The sequence below is a fragment of the Acinetobacter sp. SwsAc6 genome (assembly GCF_013391565.1).
GTDB lineage: Bacteria > Pseudomonadota > Gammaproteobacteria > Pseudomonadales > Moraxellaceae > Acinetobacter > Acinetobacter cumulans.
This window is the reverse complement of the sequence record NZ_JACAXE010000024.1, coordinates 39,606-55,149: the sequence shown is the minus strand read 5'-3', so window position 1 is coordinate 55,149 and position 15,544 is coordinate 39,606. Positions and strand designations below refer to the sequence as shown.

Annotated in this window: 17 protein-coding genes; 11 read left to right on the top strand and 6 right to left on the bottom strand. The window is 38.9% G+C overall.

What is annotated here, in order from left to right:
- The first annotated feature begins 404 nt into the window (after nucleotides 1-404).
- From HYG93_RS14465 to HYG93_RS14435, 7 genes are all read left to right on the top strand, one after another.
- Nucleotides 405-1,742 carry a glycosyltransferase family 2 protein gene (locus HYG93_RS14465; protein WP_227865777.1) on the top strand — a complete coding sequence of 446 codons (1,338 nt, stop codon included), beginning with the start codon at nucleotides 405-407 and terminating at the stop codon, nucleotides 1,740-1,742.
- A complete protein-coding gene (locus HYG93_RS14460; RefSeq protein ID WP_106984934.1) occupies nucleotides 1,739-2,692 on the top strand; it encodes a hypothetical protein in 954 nt (317 codons plus the stop codon). The genes HYG93_RS14465 and HYG93_RS14460 overlap by 4 nt, the downstream gene beginning before the upstream one ends.
- A gap of 153 nt (nucleotides 2,693-2,845) precedes the next feature.
- On the top strand, nucleotides 2,846-3,898 hold the full coding sequence (gene argC, locus HYG93_RS14455) for an N-acetyl-gamma-glutamyl-phosphate reductase (protein ID WP_171406349.1): 1,053 nt from the start codon (nucleotides 2,846-2,848) through the stop codon (nucleotides 3,896-3,898).
- Nucleotides 3,899-3,975: 77 nt separating this feature from the next.
- The gene (locus HYG93_RS14450) at nucleotides 3,976-4,728 is read left to right on the top strand and encodes a DUF6776 family protein (protein WP_106984935.1); all 753 of its coding nucleotides are present in this window, start codon (nucleotides 3,976-3,978) and stop codon (nucleotides 4,726-4,728) included.
- Between the two features lie 19 nt (nucleotides 4,729-4,747).
- The gene (gene clpS, locus HYG93_RS14445; protein ID WP_106984936.1) at nucleotides 4,748-5,164 is read left to right on the top strand and encodes an ATP-dependent Clp protease adapter ClpS; all 417 of its coding nucleotides are present in this window, start codon (nucleotides 4,748-4,750) and stop codon (nucleotides 5,162-5,164) included.
- Between the two features lie 9 nt (nucleotides 5,165-5,173).
- A complete protein-coding gene (clpA, locus tag HYG93_RS14440; RefSeq protein ID WP_106984937.1) occupies nucleotides 5,174-7,450 on the top strand; it encodes an ATP-dependent Clp protease ATP-binding subunit ClpA in 2,277 nt (758 codons plus the stop codon).
- Nucleotides 7,451-7,528: 78 nt separating this feature from the next.
- On the top strand, nucleotides 7,529-7,882 hold the full coding sequence (locus HYG93_RS14435; protein WP_106984938.1) for a YnfA family protein: 354 nt from the start codon (nucleotides 7,529-7,531) through the stop codon (nucleotides 7,880-7,882).
- A gap of 282 nt (nucleotides 7,883-8,164) precedes the next feature.
- On the opposite strand, the gene HYG93_RS14430 is transcribed toward HYG93_RS14435, so the two are convergent.
- The 3 genes from HYG93_RS14430 to HYG93_RS14420 all read right to left on the bottom strand — a co-directional run bounded on the left by HYG93_RS14430 (nucleotide 8,165) and on the right by HYG93_RS14420 (nucleotide 10,421).
- Complete coding sequence (locus tag HYG93_RS14430) at nucleotides 8,165-8,632, bottom strand: hypothetical protein (RefSeq protein WP_106984939.1); 468 nt, start codon at nucleotides 8,630-8,632, stop codon at nucleotides 8,165-8,167.
- A gap of 100 nt (nucleotides 8,633-8,732) precedes the next feature.
- Nucleotides 8,733-9,653: an ornithine carbamoyltransferase gene (argF, locus tag HYG93_RS14425; protein ID WP_120366015.1), complete on the bottom strand. Its 921-nt coding sequence runs from the start codon at nucleotides 9,651-9,653 to the stop codon at nucleotides 8,733-8,735.
- Nucleotides 9,654-9,770: 117 nt separating this feature from the next.
- Nucleotides 9,771-10,421, bottom strand: coding sequence for a TetR/AcrR family transcriptional regulator (locus HYG93_RS14420; protein WP_178962573.1), 651 nt, complete (start codon nucleotides 10,419-10,421; stop codon nucleotides 9,771-9,773).
- A 235-nt stretch (nucleotides 10,422-10,656) separates the two neighbouring features.
- On the opposite strand from HYG93_RS14420, the gene prpB reads away from it, so the two are divergent.
- Nucleotides 10,657-11,541, top strand: coding sequence for a methylisocitrate lyase (gene prpB, locus HYG93_RS14415; protein WP_106984941.1), 885 nt, complete (start codon nucleotides 10,657-10,659; stop codon nucleotides 11,539-11,541).
- A 2-nt stretch (nucleotides 11,542-11,543) separates the two neighbouring features.
- On the top strand, nucleotides 11,544-12,680 hold the full coding sequence (prpC, locus tag HYG93_RS14410) for a 2-methylcitrate synthase (RefSeq protein WP_106984942.1): 1,137 nt from the start codon (nucleotides 11,544-11,546) through the stop codon (nucleotides 12,678-12,680).
- 81 nt (nucleotides 12,681-12,761) lie between these two features.
- Here prpC and HYG93_RS14405 read toward each other — a convergent pair whose 3' ends face one another.
- Complete coding sequence (locus HYG93_RS14405; protein WP_106984943.1) at nucleotides 12,762-13,253, bottom strand: CinA family protein; 492 nt, start codon at nucleotides 13,251-13,253, stop codon at nucleotides 12,762-12,764.
- Between the two features lie 205 nt (nucleotides 13,254-13,458).
- Here HYG93_RS14405 and HYG93_RS14400 point away from each other — a divergent pair, with 205 nt between their 5' ends.
- Together HYG93_RS14400 and HYG93_RS19500 are read left to right on the top strand one after the other, a co-directional pair.
- The gene (locus tag HYG93_RS14400; protein ID WP_106984944.1) at nucleotides 13,459-13,695 is read left to right on the top strand and encodes a hypothetical protein; all 237 of its coding nucleotides are present in this window, start codon (nucleotides 13,459-13,461) and stop codon (nucleotides 13,693-13,695) included.
- Nucleotides 13,696-13,976: 281 nt separating this feature from the next.
- Nucleotides 13,977-14,090 carry a hypothetical protein gene (locus HYG93_RS19500; RefSeq protein ID WP_227865776.1) on the top strand — a complete coding sequence of 38 codons (114 nt, stop codon included), beginning with the start codon at nucleotides 13,977-13,979 and terminating at the stop codon, nucleotides 14,088-14,090.
- Nucleotides 14,091-14,229: 139 nt separating this feature from the next.
- On the opposite strand, the gene HYG93_RS14395 is transcribed toward HYG93_RS19500, so the two are convergent.
- Both HYG93_RS14395 and HYG93_RS14390 read right to left on the bottom strand, forming a co-directional pair.
- Entirely contained in the window at nucleotides 14,230-14,751 is a 522-nt protein-coding gene (locus tag HYG93_RS14395) for a lytic transglycosylase domain-containing protein (protein WP_106985029.1), read from the bottom strand.
- 293 nt (nucleotides 14,752-15,044) lie between these two features.
- Entirely contained in the window at nucleotides 15,045-15,533 is a 489-nt protein-coding gene (locus tag HYG93_RS14390) for a GNAT family N-acetyltransferase (RefSeq protein WP_106984946.1), read from the bottom strand.
- Nucleotides 15,534-15,544: the final 11 nt, after the last annotated feature.

Here is a 15,544-nt window from a genome sequence, read left to right as displayed (position 1 = left end):
GTGTTTCAGAAAGCTTCTTTGAATCGATATATTTCATACGCAGATTATGCTCGATTATTTAAGATTCTTTGGTACAAATAATCGGCAAAAGAAAGATCTTTTTTTGATTTATGAAAGAGATCTAATATTTTGATTAATTTGAAATCTATTTTTGCTTTAAATACAAGCAAATTATTTTGTAAAATGATAAACAAATCACGTTTTATGTATTGTTTTGTGAATTATTAATATTATTATGTGTAGCTATTGAGGTTGGGTGTATTTTAATCACGTTTTTTTAAAAAAGTGATTTTTAGGATTAATTTGAGTACGGGTGTATTTAAATTTATTCAATTTATATATTTTCAATCACGTATTTTTTTCTCTCCCTCAGCGTTAATAATAGACGCTTAAAGTAATTATATATGGTTAGCCAAGATCGTAGCAGTCCCGCTACACGGTTGTATATTTCTGTTCGCGTTAAATTTGTGATCGCTTTCATTGGAGCCTGTCTGTGGACATGGTTTTCTTTATGGATGGCTGAAAATTGGATCCGTGATTTGAGCCAATTGATTGGGTCAGTTGCAGCGATATTCTTTATTTATGGTATTGCGATTATTCCTGGATTTATGAATTCCTTTGCTGCTTTAAGTTTGTTGATGGATAAAAGGCCTAAACGAAAAATCTTAGATGTTTATCCAAATATTACAATTTTGATTGCTGCATATAATGAAGAATCTTCTATTCTAGACACGCTTAAGAGTGTGGATCGACAGAATTATCTAGGTGGACTGCAAGTCATTGTGATTAATGACGGTTCTAAAAATCGTACTGCGCAACTGGTCAAACGGGCTGAAGCTCAGTATTCATGGCTGACTTTATTGGATTTAACCCAAAATGCAGGTAAGGCTCATGCCTTAAATGAGGGTTTGAAATTAGCCAAACATGATTTGGTGCTTACTGTTGATGCAGATTCCTACTTACACCGTATTGCTTTGCAATGCATTGTGGAGCGCTATGTTGCAGATCCGCCGAATACACGCGCTGTTGCAGGTAAAATTTTGGTACGAAATTCACGTCATAATTTACTGACAAAAACGCAAGAGTGGGATTATTTTTTGGGAATTGCTGCGACAAAACGCTTACAGTCTTTATATCAAGGTACGCTGGTGGCTCAAGGCGCATTTTCAATTTATGATCGTAATGCACTGGTTGAAGTGGGTGGCTGGCCTGAGTGTGTAGGTGAGGACATTGTACTTACTTGGGCATTGCTCAGAGCAGGTTACCGTATTGGACATTCGGAGGATGCCTGTGTATTTACCAATGCGCCGACGGAACTCAACGTGTTTGTTAAACAACGTCAGCGTTGGGCACGTGGCATGATGGAGGCTTTTATTAAGCATCCAGGTATTTTAATTAAGCCACGATTATCCACCTTCTTTATTCATTGGAATGTGCTTTTCCCGTGGTTGGATATTGCGTTTACCTTTGGTTTTATTCCTGGAATTATTCTGGCGTGTTTTGGTCATTTTTGGATAGTTGGTCCAATGACTTTGGCACTCTTACCTATGGCTTTTTTGTTGGGTTTTCTCAATTACAGTATTGAAAAACGTATGTTTAAAGCTATGGATCTTAAAATACGTAAAAACCTGACCGGTTTCTTTGTATATGTTTTGGGTTATAGTTTTTTGTTGCAACCAGCAAGCATTTTAGGCTACTTGGACGAAATTTTGAAAACACGTAAAAAATGGGGTACTAAATGAAATCTAATAATATAAATTTTGGTTTCTCATTATGCTTTTTGTGCTTACTTTCAACCGATGTGCAGGCAGGTGAGTCTTCAGCAACCCAACCCTCAGATTGGGCTGCGGGTACTGAGTTTTTCATTAGCCATGATAGTGAAGGTTTTGAAACGAAAAAATTATCAGCTGAAGTTTTTCCTCAATACACCAATGCAAATGATTATTTGGGGGTACGTTTTAGTGCCTATAATTATAAAATTGATGATTGGCAAAGTGATGCTTATAAAGTTTCAATTCTTGCTAAGAATGTAGAAGCAGCGACTGCAAATGGATGGACGCTCGAAGCTGGGGTGTTTGAACAAAATGACCATACCTTAGCCACCTTTGATGGTAGCTATCGTCAACCATTAACTAAAAGTACCGCAGTAGAAGTATTTGCCAATCGAGATTGGGTCGAAACACGACCAGCTTTAGAGCAAGGTATTCATTTTACTTATTTGGGTGGAGCGGTTGATCAACAAATAGGGCCACATGTTACCGTGGTTGGTTTGGCTGCAACACAGCTTTTCTCTGATGATAATCGCCGTGACCATGGTCGCTTAAAATTAATCTATCAGCCATCCTTAGAACATGGCTTAACTTTGCAGGCGCGATACCGTATGTATCGAAGTGATGCTGATGATGTTGCAGGCTTGTATTTTAATCCTAAAGATTATGAAGAAAGTATGCTGGCACTGGGGTGGCGTAAACGATTCAGTGGTTGGACGACGGGTATGACCGTTGGTTATGGCCGAGAAAAAGTGGCTGATGCACCGAGCCAATCAACAAAACTGCTTGAACTGAACATACAGAGCCCAATCCATCAAAACCAATTTGTGCGCTTAAATGCGGGTTATAGTAACAGTGCTTCATATTATGGCGTCGACTATAGCTATCGTTATTTAATGGGCGAATGGGTACTTAAGTTTTAACAATGCTGTCAAAAATTGAATTCACCTTTAGCTTGGCTTTTTAAGTTCAGGTAAAATGATAAAATTCAGCCAACAGCTCGGCAAAACTGTTCAGAAAATATTAACTTCCTGTCATACTACGACCTTATAAATGGATAGTTTAGATTTGAGGTAATGAGCGTGATTTCAGTTGGTATTGTCGGCGGTACAGGTTATACAGGCGTTGAATTACTCCGTATTTTACTGCGTCATCCAAACGCGGAAGTAAAAGTTTTAACTTCACGTACTGAAAATGGTCGCCGTGTCGATGACATGTTTCCAAGCTTACGTGGCCATACTGAACTCAAATATTCAGACCTTGATATCAATGCATTAAAAGCATGTGATGTTGTATTTTTTGCAACACCACATGGTGTAGCGATGAAACATGCTGCTGAATTAGTTGCAGCAAATACCAAAGTGATTGATTTGGCTGCTGACTTCCGTTTGCAAGATCTTGAACAGTTTGAAAAATGGTATGGTTTAGAGCACGCTTGCCCAGAAATTCTAAAAGATTCTGTTTACGGCCTGTCTGAGCTGAATCGTGAAAAAATTCAACAAGCTTCAGTGATTGGTAACCCAGGTTGCTATCCAACTACAGTGCAATTGGGTTTAGCACCTGTGCTCAAGGCTGAAGGATTAGTGAAACCTGAAAGTATTATTATTGATGCAAAATCTGGGGTTTCAGGTGCAGGTCGTAAAGCAAGTCTTGGCATGATCTATTCTGAAAATGCAGATAACTTTAAAGCATACGGTGTAGCGGGTCATCGTCATCACCCTGAAATTGTAGAAGCACTCGAAAATATTTCAGGTCAAAAAGGTGTATTTAACGAAATTTTATTTGTACCTCATTTGGTGCCAATGATTCGTGGCATGCTCAGCACAATTTATATCGATTTAACGGATGCTGGCGCAACTGCAGATTTGCAAAACTTATATGAACAGTTCTATGCAAATGAACAGTTTGTAGATGTGATGCCAGTGGGCAGTTCACCAGAAACACGTACAGTACGTGGCGCTAACCAATTACGTATTGCATTGTATAAACCACAGCCTAAGAAACTAGTAATTCTTGCAGTACAAGATAACTTAGTAAAAGGTGCTGCTGGTCAAGCAGTACAAAACATGAACTTAATGTTTAATTTTGCAGAAAATGCAGGGTTACAAGGCATTGGTTTATTACCATAAGAAACGCATTAAAACTTCACACACATTTAGATTTCGATTTAAATGTGTGTTTTGAATAAATCAAATAAGAGACGACGATGCCGAATACAGACTCTAATATCACGTCAGAACCGACTTCAAGTAACAACAAACCATTTTTGCAAAGTAATATGCCTTTGGTTGCAGGTGCTGCAATCATTGCGCTGAGCAGTGGTTTATTGGGTTATTCCGTTGGCCATCGTCAAGGCCTGACGGTGGTGGGCTATGATGCGGATGCGGAGCAATTGGTTGAAGTTGTGCAAAAGCAAAAAGCTGAATTGGCTGTGCTCCACAAATCACTCAATACTGCTGTGCAAGAGCGCGATATAGCAGTAAGCAATTCAAATGATTTAGGATTATCTGTAATTAAATCACGTGATGCACAAGAGCAAGCAGAAAATCTTGGTGTGTTATATCGTGAGGTATTACGCCAACGCGGTGGTATTGCCTTGGCAGTCCAACACTTGGCTATCAAACCTTTACCTGAAAATGCTTTTGAATATCAACTGGATTTAATGCAGGTGAGTCCAAATAAAGCCAATGTTTCAGGTAGTGTGGAAATGCGCTTAATTCAAGGTACAGAAGTTCTGACTGTACCTATGGAAGACAAAAACTTCAATTTTGAAAACAATGAACGTTTAACGGGTCGATGGACTATGCCTAAAGGCTTTACCCCAAGTTTTATTGAGGTACGTTTAAATGGTTCAGGTAAACAAGTCACCCGTCGTTTTAGTTGGACAAAAGGCCCTGCAGTAGATAATCAAGCTGCATTCCTTTCCGAGATCCCACAAACTGAAGCAAACGTAAACTAAAGTGTGTAATAAAAAAATTATGCGAACAAATAAGCGTCAAATTAGCCTGTCGAGTATCAAAGCCTCTTTTCATCAATCTGGATTGGTCGATTGGCATCTCAGCCCACGCTTGAGCAACGACGATTCGCATGAAGAAGGTGATTCAAATACTGCGGTAATGACTGCGCCGCCTCAATTTAAACGTCCACCGATGTATGCTGTCGTTTTAATGAACGATGATTACACCCCAATGGACTTTGTTATTGAAATTTTACAACAATACTTTGCAATGAATCTTGACCAAGCTACTCAAGTAATGCTAACTGTACATTATGAAGGAAAAGGTGTTGCAGGTGTTTATCCGCGAGACATCGCGGAGACTAAAGCGAACCAAGTCAATAATTACGCTCGGTCTCAAGGTCATCCATTACTTTGTCAGATTGAGTCCAAAGATTAAGGGGGTTGCATGCTCAGTCGTCAATTAGAAGTATCATTACGTTTGGCTGTCAGCATGGCTCGTCAAAAGAGACATGAGTTTTTGACGGTAGAACATTTATTATTGGCTTTACTTGATAATGACTCTGCTGTAAATGCATTAAAAGCATGCGGCGCAGACATTATTGTGCTTCGCAAAGAGTTAGAAGAATACGTCGAACAACACACCCCAAAATTGGGTGAAAATCAGGATCAAGCACCGCATCCTACGGAAAGCTTTGACCGTATTTTGCAACGTGCCATTTTTCATGTGCAATCTAGCGGTGGTGACCGTACTGTAGAAGGTGCGGATATTTTGGTGGCGATGTATTCTGAGCGTGATTCTTTTGCGGTGTATTTACTTAAACGCCATCAAATTAATCGTTTGACTCTGACTCAATACCTTTCTCATGGAACACGTAAAGAAGAAGTACAAGCTGAAGAAGAAGTAGAAGAGCTGGATGGCGAATCTGCAGCTTCTGCCAATGCTGGCCCATTAGAGCTTTACACCACCAATTTAAATCTAGAAGCGCAAAAGGGCAAAACTGACCCTTTAATTGGCCGTGAAAAAGAAATTGAACGCGCAGCTCAAATTCTATGTCGTCGCCGTAAAAACAACCCGCTGTTGGTGGGTGATCCCGGCGTAGGTAAAACGTCTATTGCAGAAGGTTTAGCTTGGCTCATTGTAAATGGTAAAGCGCCTAAGCCACTTGAGCATGCTGAAGTATTTAGTTTGGACATTGGTGCATTGGTTGCAGGAACCAAGTATCGTGGTGATTTTGAGAAGCGCTTAAAACAATTGTTAAATGCGCTAAAGAAAAAACCAGAAGCAGTGTTATTTATTGATGAAATTCACATGATCATTGGTGCGGGCTCAAGCATGGGTAGCACGATGGACGCATCTAATTTGATTAAGCCAGCACTTGCAAATGGTACTTTACGTTGCATCGGTTCAACAACTTTCCAAGAATACCGTCAGGTATTTGAAAAGGATCATGCTCTATCTCGTCGTTTCCAAAAAATTGATGTGAATGAGCCTTCAATTTCAGAAACGATTGATATTTTACGCGGTTTGAAATCTAAATTTGAAGAATTTCACCATGTGAAGTATGAAGATCAAGCTTTGGTTTCGGCGGTTGAATTATCTGCTAAATTTATTAATGACCGTTTCTTGCCAGATAAAGCCATCGATGTAATTGATGAAGCTGGTGCACAGCGCCGATTGAAGGCAGAGCAAGACGATACCGCAATTACGGTTGAAAATATCGAAGATATTGTGTCTAAAATTGCCCGTATTCCGCCAAAAACGGTATCTAAGGATGATAAATCAGTTCTTGAACATTTAGAGCGTGATTTGAAACGTGTGGTCTTTGGTCAAGATGAAGCGATTGAAGCCTTGTCTTCAGCAATTAAACTGTCACGTGCAGGCTTGAAGTCACCAGACAAACCCGTTGGTAGTTTTGTTTTTGCTGGCCCAACAGGCGTGGGTAAAACGGAAGTTACCAAGCAATTGGCTAAACTGCTAGGTGTAGAACTCGTACGTTTTGATATGTCTGAATACATGGAGCGTCACGCCGTATCTCGCTTAATTGGTGCGCCTCCAGGTTATGTTGGTTTTGACCAAGGCGGTTTACTGACGGATGCGATTCATAAAAATCCACACTGTGTATTGTTGCTGGATGAAATTGAAAAAGCACATCCAGATGTATTTAACTTATTGCTTCAAATTATGGATCATGGTGCGTTAACGGATAATAATGGACGTAAGTCTGATTTCCGTAATGTAGTGCTGGTGCTGACAACGAATATTGGTGCAGAAAGTATTTCTCGCGTCAGCATTGGCTTTATGGATCAAGACAACAGTAATGACAACCAAGATGCAATGAAAAAAGCATTCTCACCAGAGTTCCGTAACCGTTTGGATGGTGTGATTCAGTTCCGTGCATTACCTACAACAGTCATTGAAAATGTGGTTGATAAGTTCTTAACTGAACTACAAGCACAGTTAGATGATAAGAAAGTGATGCTAGAAGTGGATCAAGATGCCCGTGAATGGATGGCTGAAAATGGTTATGATCGCCTGATGGGCGCTCGACCGATGCAACGTTTGATTCAAGAGCATTTGAAAAAACCACTTGCTGAAATGATTTTATTTGGTGAGTTAGCAGAGCATGGCGGTAACGTTGCCGTTTCTGTGAAGAAAGAAAATGGAAAAGCGATTGGCTTGAAACTTGAAGTATTTGAAGATCAAACCGCTGAACCAGCATAATTTCACAACTGATTTAAAATAACCCGTGTTCTCACGGGTTATTTTTTGACTATCCACATAATTGAAGGGCTTAACGTTTTGGATTTGCCATTTGCTAAAATATTAACGACATTCTTTTTGTTTTTAGTCACTGCTGTGATGGAAATATTAGGTTGTTATTTTCCTTATTTAATTTTGAATCAAAACAAAAGCCAATGGCTTTGGATCCCAACTGCTTTAGCTTTGGGTGCATTCGTATGGCTATTGACTTTACATCCAGCAGCTTCTGGGCGTATTTATGCTGCTTATGGTGGAATTTATATTTTTACAGCGTTGCTGTGGCTACGTTATGTCGATCAGGTTAGTTTAAGCCGTTGGGATTTGGCTGGCGGTGCGATTGTGCTTATTGGCGCAGCTTTAATTATTTTGCAACCACAAGGCATGATTCGATAGCATTTTTAAGTTCATTGTGAATGAATGTTTAGCGGAGCTTTATCTAAGACAAAGCCATTTCATTATGTAATAGATATATGCTTCTATAATTGGAGTATTTCAAGCAGTCAGTGTCTATAAAATAGATTGCTAAATGTATTAAATGACTGTTGTAAGTGCTGTGATTTGACCAGCTAGGAGAGTATTTGTATTGGATTTTGGCAATGGAGAAGTCGGCTTCTGAAAGATTCAGGAATTGTTGCAGAAGCCTATCCATATAGCAAATAAGATATTTGGCGATGCTTAAATACCACAATCTTTTTGCTTTAATTCAAGTTTGTAGTGGTTTTTTTCTGAGCTTAAATCGAACTCGACCAAATAAGGATTTTTTTTCTGATATTCATGCTCAAAGAAAATTGAGCAGTTCTGCACTAAATTTTTCATAATCAGTTTTTGCACTTCTTTACGGCCTAAGTCTGCTTCAAATTGTGCAAAGTCGGGTGTAATAATCATGCCTTTTAACTCGGTCTTTTCAGCACTGAGTTGAAGTTGCTCAATAATTGTATTGTGGTCAATCTCAAGAGGAAGTGTTTTAGAGTCTTCGGCACTTAATACAGCAAGAAGTTCATCCAACACTTTAGGTTGTTGAATCTTAAAATTTTGGTCAATAATTTTCTTCGATTGTAGGTATTCGTCAAATTCGGAAGCATGAACCTGACAGAAAGTTGCTGTTAAAACAGTAGTAAGGCAAAGAGCAAGTTTTGATACCATGGAGCAGGTCACTTTTAAAATTTATAAAAAGTTATTATTTGATTATAGCCATGCATGCATAAAAAAAGCACCCGAAGGTGCTTTTTATTCTACAAAAGCCTTAGTCTTTTTTAAGGTTTTCGTTAATTAAGAATTCAACCAATGCTTTTTGAGCATGTAAGCGGTTTTCAGCTTCATCCCAAACTACAGCATTTTTGTTGTCAAGCATATTTTCTGAGATTTCCTCGCCACGGTGAGCTGGCAAGCAATGCATGAATAGGCAATCTGGATGAGCTAAATCCATTAAGCGCTCGTTCACTTGATAGTCAGCGAATGCTTTTTCACGTACTTTTTGCTCTTCCTCTTGGCCCATACTTGCCCAAACATCAGTCACAATAAGATCTGCATTTACAGCAGCATCTTCAGCTGAGTTTACAAGCTCTACGCAGTGCGCAAATTCAGACAAAAATTGCTCTTGAGGTTCATAGCCTTTTGGTGAAGCAATTTTTAATTTAAAGCCCCACATGTGTGCAGCTTCAATATATGAATTACACATGTTGTTGCCGTCACCAATCCAAGCAACTATTTTACCTTCGATTGAACCACGGTGTTCAACAAAGGTTTGTACATCGGCAAGAAGTTGGCAAGGGTGGTGGTCATCTGTTAAAGCATTAATGACTGGAACTTTTGAGTAAGAAGCAAAACGTTCAACAATGTCATGGCCGAAAGTACGAATCATGACAATATCGAGCATGCTTGAAATAACACGTGCTGAATCTTCTACAGGTTCACCGCGACCCAATTGTGAATCACGTGATGAAAGGAAAATTGCACTACCACCAAACTGGCTCATACCAGCTTCAAACGATACACGCGTACGAGTGCTTGATTTTTCAAAAATCATGCCCATTACTTTGCCAACAAACGGTTGGAACACTTCATTGTTGTGCTGTTTGCGTTTCAGCTCAATACCACGTTGCACAATTTGGTTAAGTTCTAAAGTCGATAAATCGCGTAAAGTCAGAAAATGACGCAGAGCCATGATTACTCCACAATAATTGCTGAATCAAAAAATAAACAACAATTAGTTGTTGGTTGGTTAAAGAAAAAAAGGAGAATCAAGTACTCTATACCAAAAACCTGCAAAAATGCAAAAAAACTAGGACTTTTGATGCCCATCTAAGAAGCGATCTACACAGTAATTTATGTAATTGATGTTTTCTTGATCAGTTTCTTCATTTGGTAGACCCATTAAAATTTTCCATTCTAAATTACGTAAGATACCAAAATAAAATTGTGCTGAAAAAAGCGGGTGCTCACAGACCAGTAAACCTTTCTGATGAGCAGTTTCCAGTGCTGTTGCAATCGCCAATTGAATTTGTTTTGGGCCGTGCTCATGGATATGTTGTGCAATATCAGGGTTGCGCTGACTTTGCTCAAGGACTAAACGCATAAATGCGGCTTTATCGGGTTGGTTCAAATGATGCTGAAAATTTAAAAAGGTTTGAACTAAATAATTGCGAAAGCTAGACAGCTCAGGATTAAATGGGACGCAAATATCTTTAAAAAATTGATCGCGCCGATAATCACAAATTGACTTAAACAAGCCTTCTTTATTGCCAAAATATTTATAAATGGATGCTTTTGAGCCACCTGCATGATTGACAATATCATCAAGTGAAACGGCATCATATCCATGTCGTAGAAATAGTTCAGCACCACTTTCTAAAAGTGCGACACATCGTTCATGACCACGTTTAGTTTGTGGTAAGTCGCGTGCGAGCGGTTCTAACTGAGCTAAATCTTGCATATTGGAAATAAATAGATCCACTAAAAATAACACTTGTAATTATAGCAAATCTTTGTACAAAGAGGGTGTAATCATCGGTGTTGACTAAGCAATATACAGTCACGAAATAATATTATATCTTTCAAAAATATTTGACTAAAGTTATAGAGTAAAAATTCTAATTGGTCATAGCACACCAAATAATTATGGTTATACTCAAGCCTCAACAAATATAGAGACCTCTGTGGAAGGGAATATGACAGAACAAACGTCTGCAGGTTTAAGATTTAGACAAGCATTAGAAGTGGAAAAACCATTACAAATTATCGGCACAGTCAACGCTTATGCAGCAATGATGGCGAAACAGGTGGGTTATAAAGCCATCTATCTTTCGGGTGCTGGGGTTGCGAACTATTCTTATGGTTTACCTGACTTAGGTATGACCAGTCTGGATAACGTTTTAGAAGATGTCCGTCGTATTACAGAACGTGTAGACACACCGCTTTTGGTGGATATCGACACAGGTTGGGGTGGTGCATTTAATATTGCACGCAGTGTAAAGCAAATGATTGCTGCCGGTGCAGCCGCGGTTCATATTGAAGACCAAGTGGCTCAAAAGCGCTGTGGCCACCGTCCAAACAAAGAAATTGTGACGCAACAGGAAATGGTCGACCGTATTAAAGCGGCAGTCGATGCAAAAACCGATTCTAACTTTGTGGTGATGGCACGTACAGATGCTTTGCAAAAAGAAGGTTTGCAAGCGGTAATCGACCGTGCATGTGCATGTGTAGAAGCCGGTGCTGATGCGATCTTTGCTGAAGCGATGACCGACATTACCATGTACAAAACTGTCTGCGATGCAGTAGGTGTGCCTGTATTAGCCAATATTACAGAGTTTGGTGATACCCCTTACTACACCAAAGAAGAATTAGGCGAGCAAGGGATTAGCATGGTGCTTTATCCATTGTCTCCGACACGTGCAATGCAAAAAGCAGCATTAGAAGTGATGCATGCCATCCGTAATGAGGGTACGCAAGTCAACGTGCTGGATAAAATGCAACAGCGTAAAGAACTTTATGAGTTCCTCGACTATCACACATTTGAAAATACATTAGATAAATTATTCACCGAAGGAAAATAAAAATGGCTGAAGGAAAAGTACTCACGGGCGCAGGATTGCGCGGACAAGTAGCTGGTAAAACTGCATTGTCAACTGTAGGCAAAAGTGGTGCGGGCTTAACCTATCGTGGTTATGACGTTCAAGATTTGGCAGAAAACTGTCAGTTTGAAGAAGTTGCGTACCTGATTTTCTTTGGTGAATTACCAACAACAGAACAGCTTGCAGCGTATAAAGCTAAACTGAAGTCACTACGACAATTGCCACAGGCATTAAAAGAAGTATTAGAGCGTATTCCTGCAGACTCACACCCAATGGATGTGATGCGTACAGGCGTTTCAATGCTAGGTAACCTTGAAACAGAACAGTCATTTGCTGAACAGCAAGATGTTGCAGACCGTATTCTTGCAACCTTGCCTGCAATCATTTGCTACTGGTACCGTTTCAGCCATGACGGCGTACGTGTAGAAGAAAATACCGATGATGATTCAATCGGCGCACAATTCCTGCATTTACTGCGTGGCGAAAAACCAAATGAATTGCATGAACAAGTGATGAACGTATCACTGATTCTGTATGCAGAGCATGAGTTTAATGCTTCTACATTTACTGCGCGTGTATGTGCATCAACATTGTCAGATATGCATTCATGTATTACTGGTGCGATTGGTTCACTACGTGGCCCATTACATGGCGGTGCAAATGAAGCAGCGATGGAAATGATTGAAAACTGGACGTCTCCAGAAGAAGCTGAGCGTGAAATGCTTGGCAAATTAGAACGTAAAGAAAAGATCATGGGCTTCGGTCATGCAATCTACAAAGACAATGACCCGCGTAACGGCATCATCAAAATTTGGTCTGAACGCCTAGCTAAGGACGTGGGTGACACCGTACTTTACCCTGTATCAGTACGCTGTGAAGAAGTGATGTGGCGTGAGAAGAAATTGTTCTGTAATGCAGACTTCTTCCATGCATCTGCATATCACTTCATGGATATTGCAACCAAACTATTCACGCCAATCTTTGTAATGAGTCGTGTAACAGGCTGGGCAGCGCATGTGATGGAACAGCGTGCAGACAACCGTATTATTCGCCCAAGTGCGGACTATACAGGCCCTGAACTGCGTAAAGTAGTGCCGATTACAGAGCGTTCCGCTGCATAAGTTTTAAATTTTAGTTTTCAAAAAGCCTCTTCGGAGGCTTTTTTGTATATTGAATTTTTTTAATTTAGATGAATAAGCTTATTAGAAGGGCTGTGTAATGAGCGTATCAACTTCTTGTGCGACCAGTTCCGTCAATTGTTCAAGGCGACTAAGTGGTTGTCCTGTTAAATAATATTGAAAGTTATAACACTGCTTTTGATATAAAATACTAATGAAAAATGTACCTTCGGGTTTGTCTACTGTGGCGCTTCCACCTGGCTTGAGCAAACCTGTACATGCCACAATTACATCTGCTTGCGTAAAGAGCAATTTTCCTTGCTGTGCCATTGCTTGAGTTACTTCAGCCGATTCAGCGGTATAACGTTCTATAAGCTGAGGGGATATGTCTAAAATAGACACTTTGATACTTGGGTCATAACTGACTAAACCACCTAATAAAATATCTGCGCCAGAATTTTTATAGATAGAAAATTGACTGCTGAGATAACCTGAACTCGCACTTTCAATAAAGGCAATCGTTTTATGATTGTGCTCAAGGGTTTGGCAACATTGTATTAATTGAGTTTTAGGCATTTTTGAACTTTAAGTTTTTAATGTATTTTAGCAATAATGTTTAAATATTTGAAAGTATAGTAACTTTTTACTGAAACTTATTTCAATTTGGTGTTTATGGTTTAAATGATTAAAGTATGGGCAAATTTTGAAATTAAAGGTTTTACTTCACTTAAAACAGTGGTAAAAATAAAAATAAAGTGTGTTAAGAAAGTAGGATACATTGATGAAAACAACAGTAAAGTATGTCGTTTTAAAAAGCTTAGATTACCAATTAGGCACGCCACTTTTTCAAGAGGAATTAGAGGCAGATAGTCAGTATTTTGACCAAATTCCTGCAGAAATTTCATATCAAAATCACAAGTTCAAAGTCAAAAGCAAAGAGCTGAAGCGATTACAAATTGTGGAAGAGTTTGAAGATTCACAAACGATTATTGTAAAAGTTCTCGCTTTAAGCGAATAATGAAAAGCGATAAAAAAACTCCGAATATCGGAGTTTTTTTTATCGCTATACTTTGGTCAGATAGAGGGTGAATACTTAAAAATAGAATTAATTTTAAAATGTGAAATTGTTTATAGATTATAAAAAGCATGTGATAAATAACTTATTGGTGAGAGAGTTCAAGGCTTGGTGCACTATTTGAATTGTAATTAAATGTAACAAGCGGTTAAAAAAAAGATACAATTCACTGAATGTGTTGCGTAAAACCGTATAATTAATTCGATGTATTAGCGGTTTGAGTCATGAATATTCTAAAATTCATTAAAAGCTTTAATACTTCAGGTACTTACCTCACATTGTCAATTGTGATTTTAGCATTTTTGGTTGTTTATTTTTATGTGATAAATCCAGTATAGGATTCTTCGTTAAATATTTACTCCAGCTAAATGTGTTACCTGATGCTAGCCAGAGAAAAAAGAGCAATGTGATCATCACATTGCTCTTTTTTTATGTGAGTTACTAGGTACAGCGAGATGAGGTGACTTTTAAGCCTATTTAAAGCGCATTTTTTAACGATTTACGATGAGCTTTAACTTGTTTGGCATAGCATTTACCTTGTTTTTTCATAGCACGATTATTGTTATAACCTGTAGGCCCAACATTGTAATAAGCCAAGGCCTTTTTGCTGTCGCCAGCTTGTAGAGTGTATTTGGATAGTATGTAAGTTCCACAGTTAATGTTGGTATTTTCATCAAATAAATCACCCATACAGGTGTTTTGCCAATAACGTGGAATAATTTGCGTCAGACCAACAGCACCTGCAGGTGAGCTTACATTCGTTCTATAAGATGATTCTTGGCGAATTAAGGCAGCCATTAATAATGGATCCATTTGATAGCGTTCGGCACTTTGAATAATCATTGGTGATACGCGATCAGCCGTAGGTGGTGCGACAGAATAAGCCCGTTGTATGCCTACAGATAATTTTTTTGCCCGTTTTTCTACAGATCCACCGCCAAGAGAAGAGCAACCAGCAAGTGTGCTTAAGCTTAGAAAAAGTACCGCGGACTTCAGCATGTTTTGCTGAGCAGAAAAAGTTTGGCAAAAATTGAAAAATCTATTGGCGTACATAAAAGTCCTATTTTAGGGGATTACAAATTAAGCTAGTAATCATTATCAATTACATCCATGTTAGGTCAAGCACATAACAGCATGATTCTGATTGCAAAATGTTACTCAGTAAAAGCCGTCAGTTCATCTGCTCTTTTTACAAAACCAACGAACGTAGTGCATTCATTACAGATTTTTATCAGCATAGCTGATGATGAAATAACGGCTATAGCACGTGTATATAAGGCGACGATAGCGCATTAAAATATGTCTTTTGCCATCCAAATTTCACATGCATGGCTGTGTCCTGTAGCGCCCATTGGAGCCTTTAGATGTGAAAATCCCAATTTTTCATATAGTTTGACTGCTTGCCATAAGCTTGAAGTCGTTTCCAAATAACAGATTTGAAAATGATGTAATTTTGCGAATTCAAATGCGGTTGCCAAAATCTTTTTGGCAAAGCCTAGACCACGTAAAGAAACATCGAAATACATTTTTTGTATTTCAAGTACATTGGGGTCACCCTGAAGCGGTGAGATACCACCACCACCTAAAACCTGATCATCTTCATTAACCACCACCCAATATTGTGCATTCTTTTGGCTATAGACCTGATATAAATCATCTAAAATAGGGTCGGCAACAGCAAATCCAGATTCAGGTGCTAATCCAAATTCTTGTGAAACTTTGCGAATCAGGGTTGCAATTTGTAGATTATCTTTTTGTTGAATGGGGCGAATGTGATACATAAATATAAGAT

What these genes read in the sequence shown, in the direction of transcription:
- HYG93_RS14465 (WP_227865777.1), top strand. Translation starts at nt 405, where the DNA reads ATGGTTAGCCAAGATCGTAGCAGTCCCGCTACACGGTTGTATATTTCT.
- HYG93_RS14460 (WP_106984934.1), top strand. Translation starts at nt 1,739, where the DNA reads ATGAAATCTAATAATATAAATTTTGGTTTCTCATTATGCTTTTTGTGC.
- argC (WP_171406349.1), top strand. Translation starts at nt 2,846, where the DNA reads ATGAGCGTGATTTCAGTTGGTATTGTCGGCGGTACAGGTTATACAGGC.
- HYG93_RS14450 (WP_106984935.1), top strand. Translation starts at nt 3,976, where the DNA reads ATGCCGAATACAGACTCTAATATCACGTCAGAACCGACTTCAAGTAAC.
- clpS (WP_106984936.1), top strand. Translation starts at nt 4,748, where the DNA reads ATGCGAACAAATAAGCGTCAAATTAGCCTGTCGAGTATCAAAGCCTCT.
- clpA (WP_106984937.1), top strand. Translation starts at nt 5,174, where the DNA reads ATGCTCAGTCGTCAATTAGAAGTATCATTACGTTTGGCTGTCAGCATG.
- HYG93_RS14430 (WP_106984939.1), bottom strand. Translation starts at nt 8,632, where the DNA reads ATGGTATCAAAACTTGCTCTTTGCCTTACTACTGTTTTAACAGCAACT.
- argF (WP_120366015.1), bottom strand. Translation starts at nt 9,653, where the DNA reads ATGGCTCTGCGTCATTTTCTGACTTTACGCGATTTATCGACTTTAGAA.
- HYG93_RS14420 (WP_178962573.1), bottom strand. Translation starts at nt 10,421, where the DNA reads ATGCAAGATTTAGCTCAGTTAGAACCGCTCGCACGCGACTTACCACAA.
- prpB (WP_106984941.1), top strand. Translation starts at nt 10,657, where the DNA reads ATGACAGAACAAACGTCTGCAGGTTTAAGATTTAGACAAGCATTAGAA.
- prpC (WP_106984942.1), top strand. Translation starts at nt 11,544, where the DNA reads ATGGCTGAAGGAAAAGTACTCACGGGCGCAGGATTGCGCGGACAAGTA.
- HYG93_RS14405 (WP_106984943.1), bottom strand. Translation starts at nt 13,253, where the DNA reads ATGCCTAAAACTCAATTAATACAATGTTGCCAAACCCTTGAGCACAAT.
- HYG93_RS14400 (WP_106984944.1), top strand. Translation starts at nt 13,459, where the DNA reads ATGAAAACAACAGTAAAGTATGTCGTTTTAAAAAGCTTAGATTACCAA.
- HYG93_RS19500 (WP_227865776.1), top strand. Translation starts at nt 13,977, where the DNA reads ATGAATATTCTAAAATTCATTAAAAGCTTTAATACTTCAGGTACTTAC.
- HYG93_RS14395 (WP_106985029.1), bottom strand. Translation starts at nt 14,751, where the DNA reads ATGCTGAAGTCCGCGGTACTTTTTCTAAGCTTAAGCACACTTGCTGGT.
- HYG93_RS14390 (WP_106984946.1), bottom strand. Translation starts at nt 15,533, where the DNA reads ATGTATCACATTCGCCCCATTCAACAAAAAGATAATCTACAAATTGCA.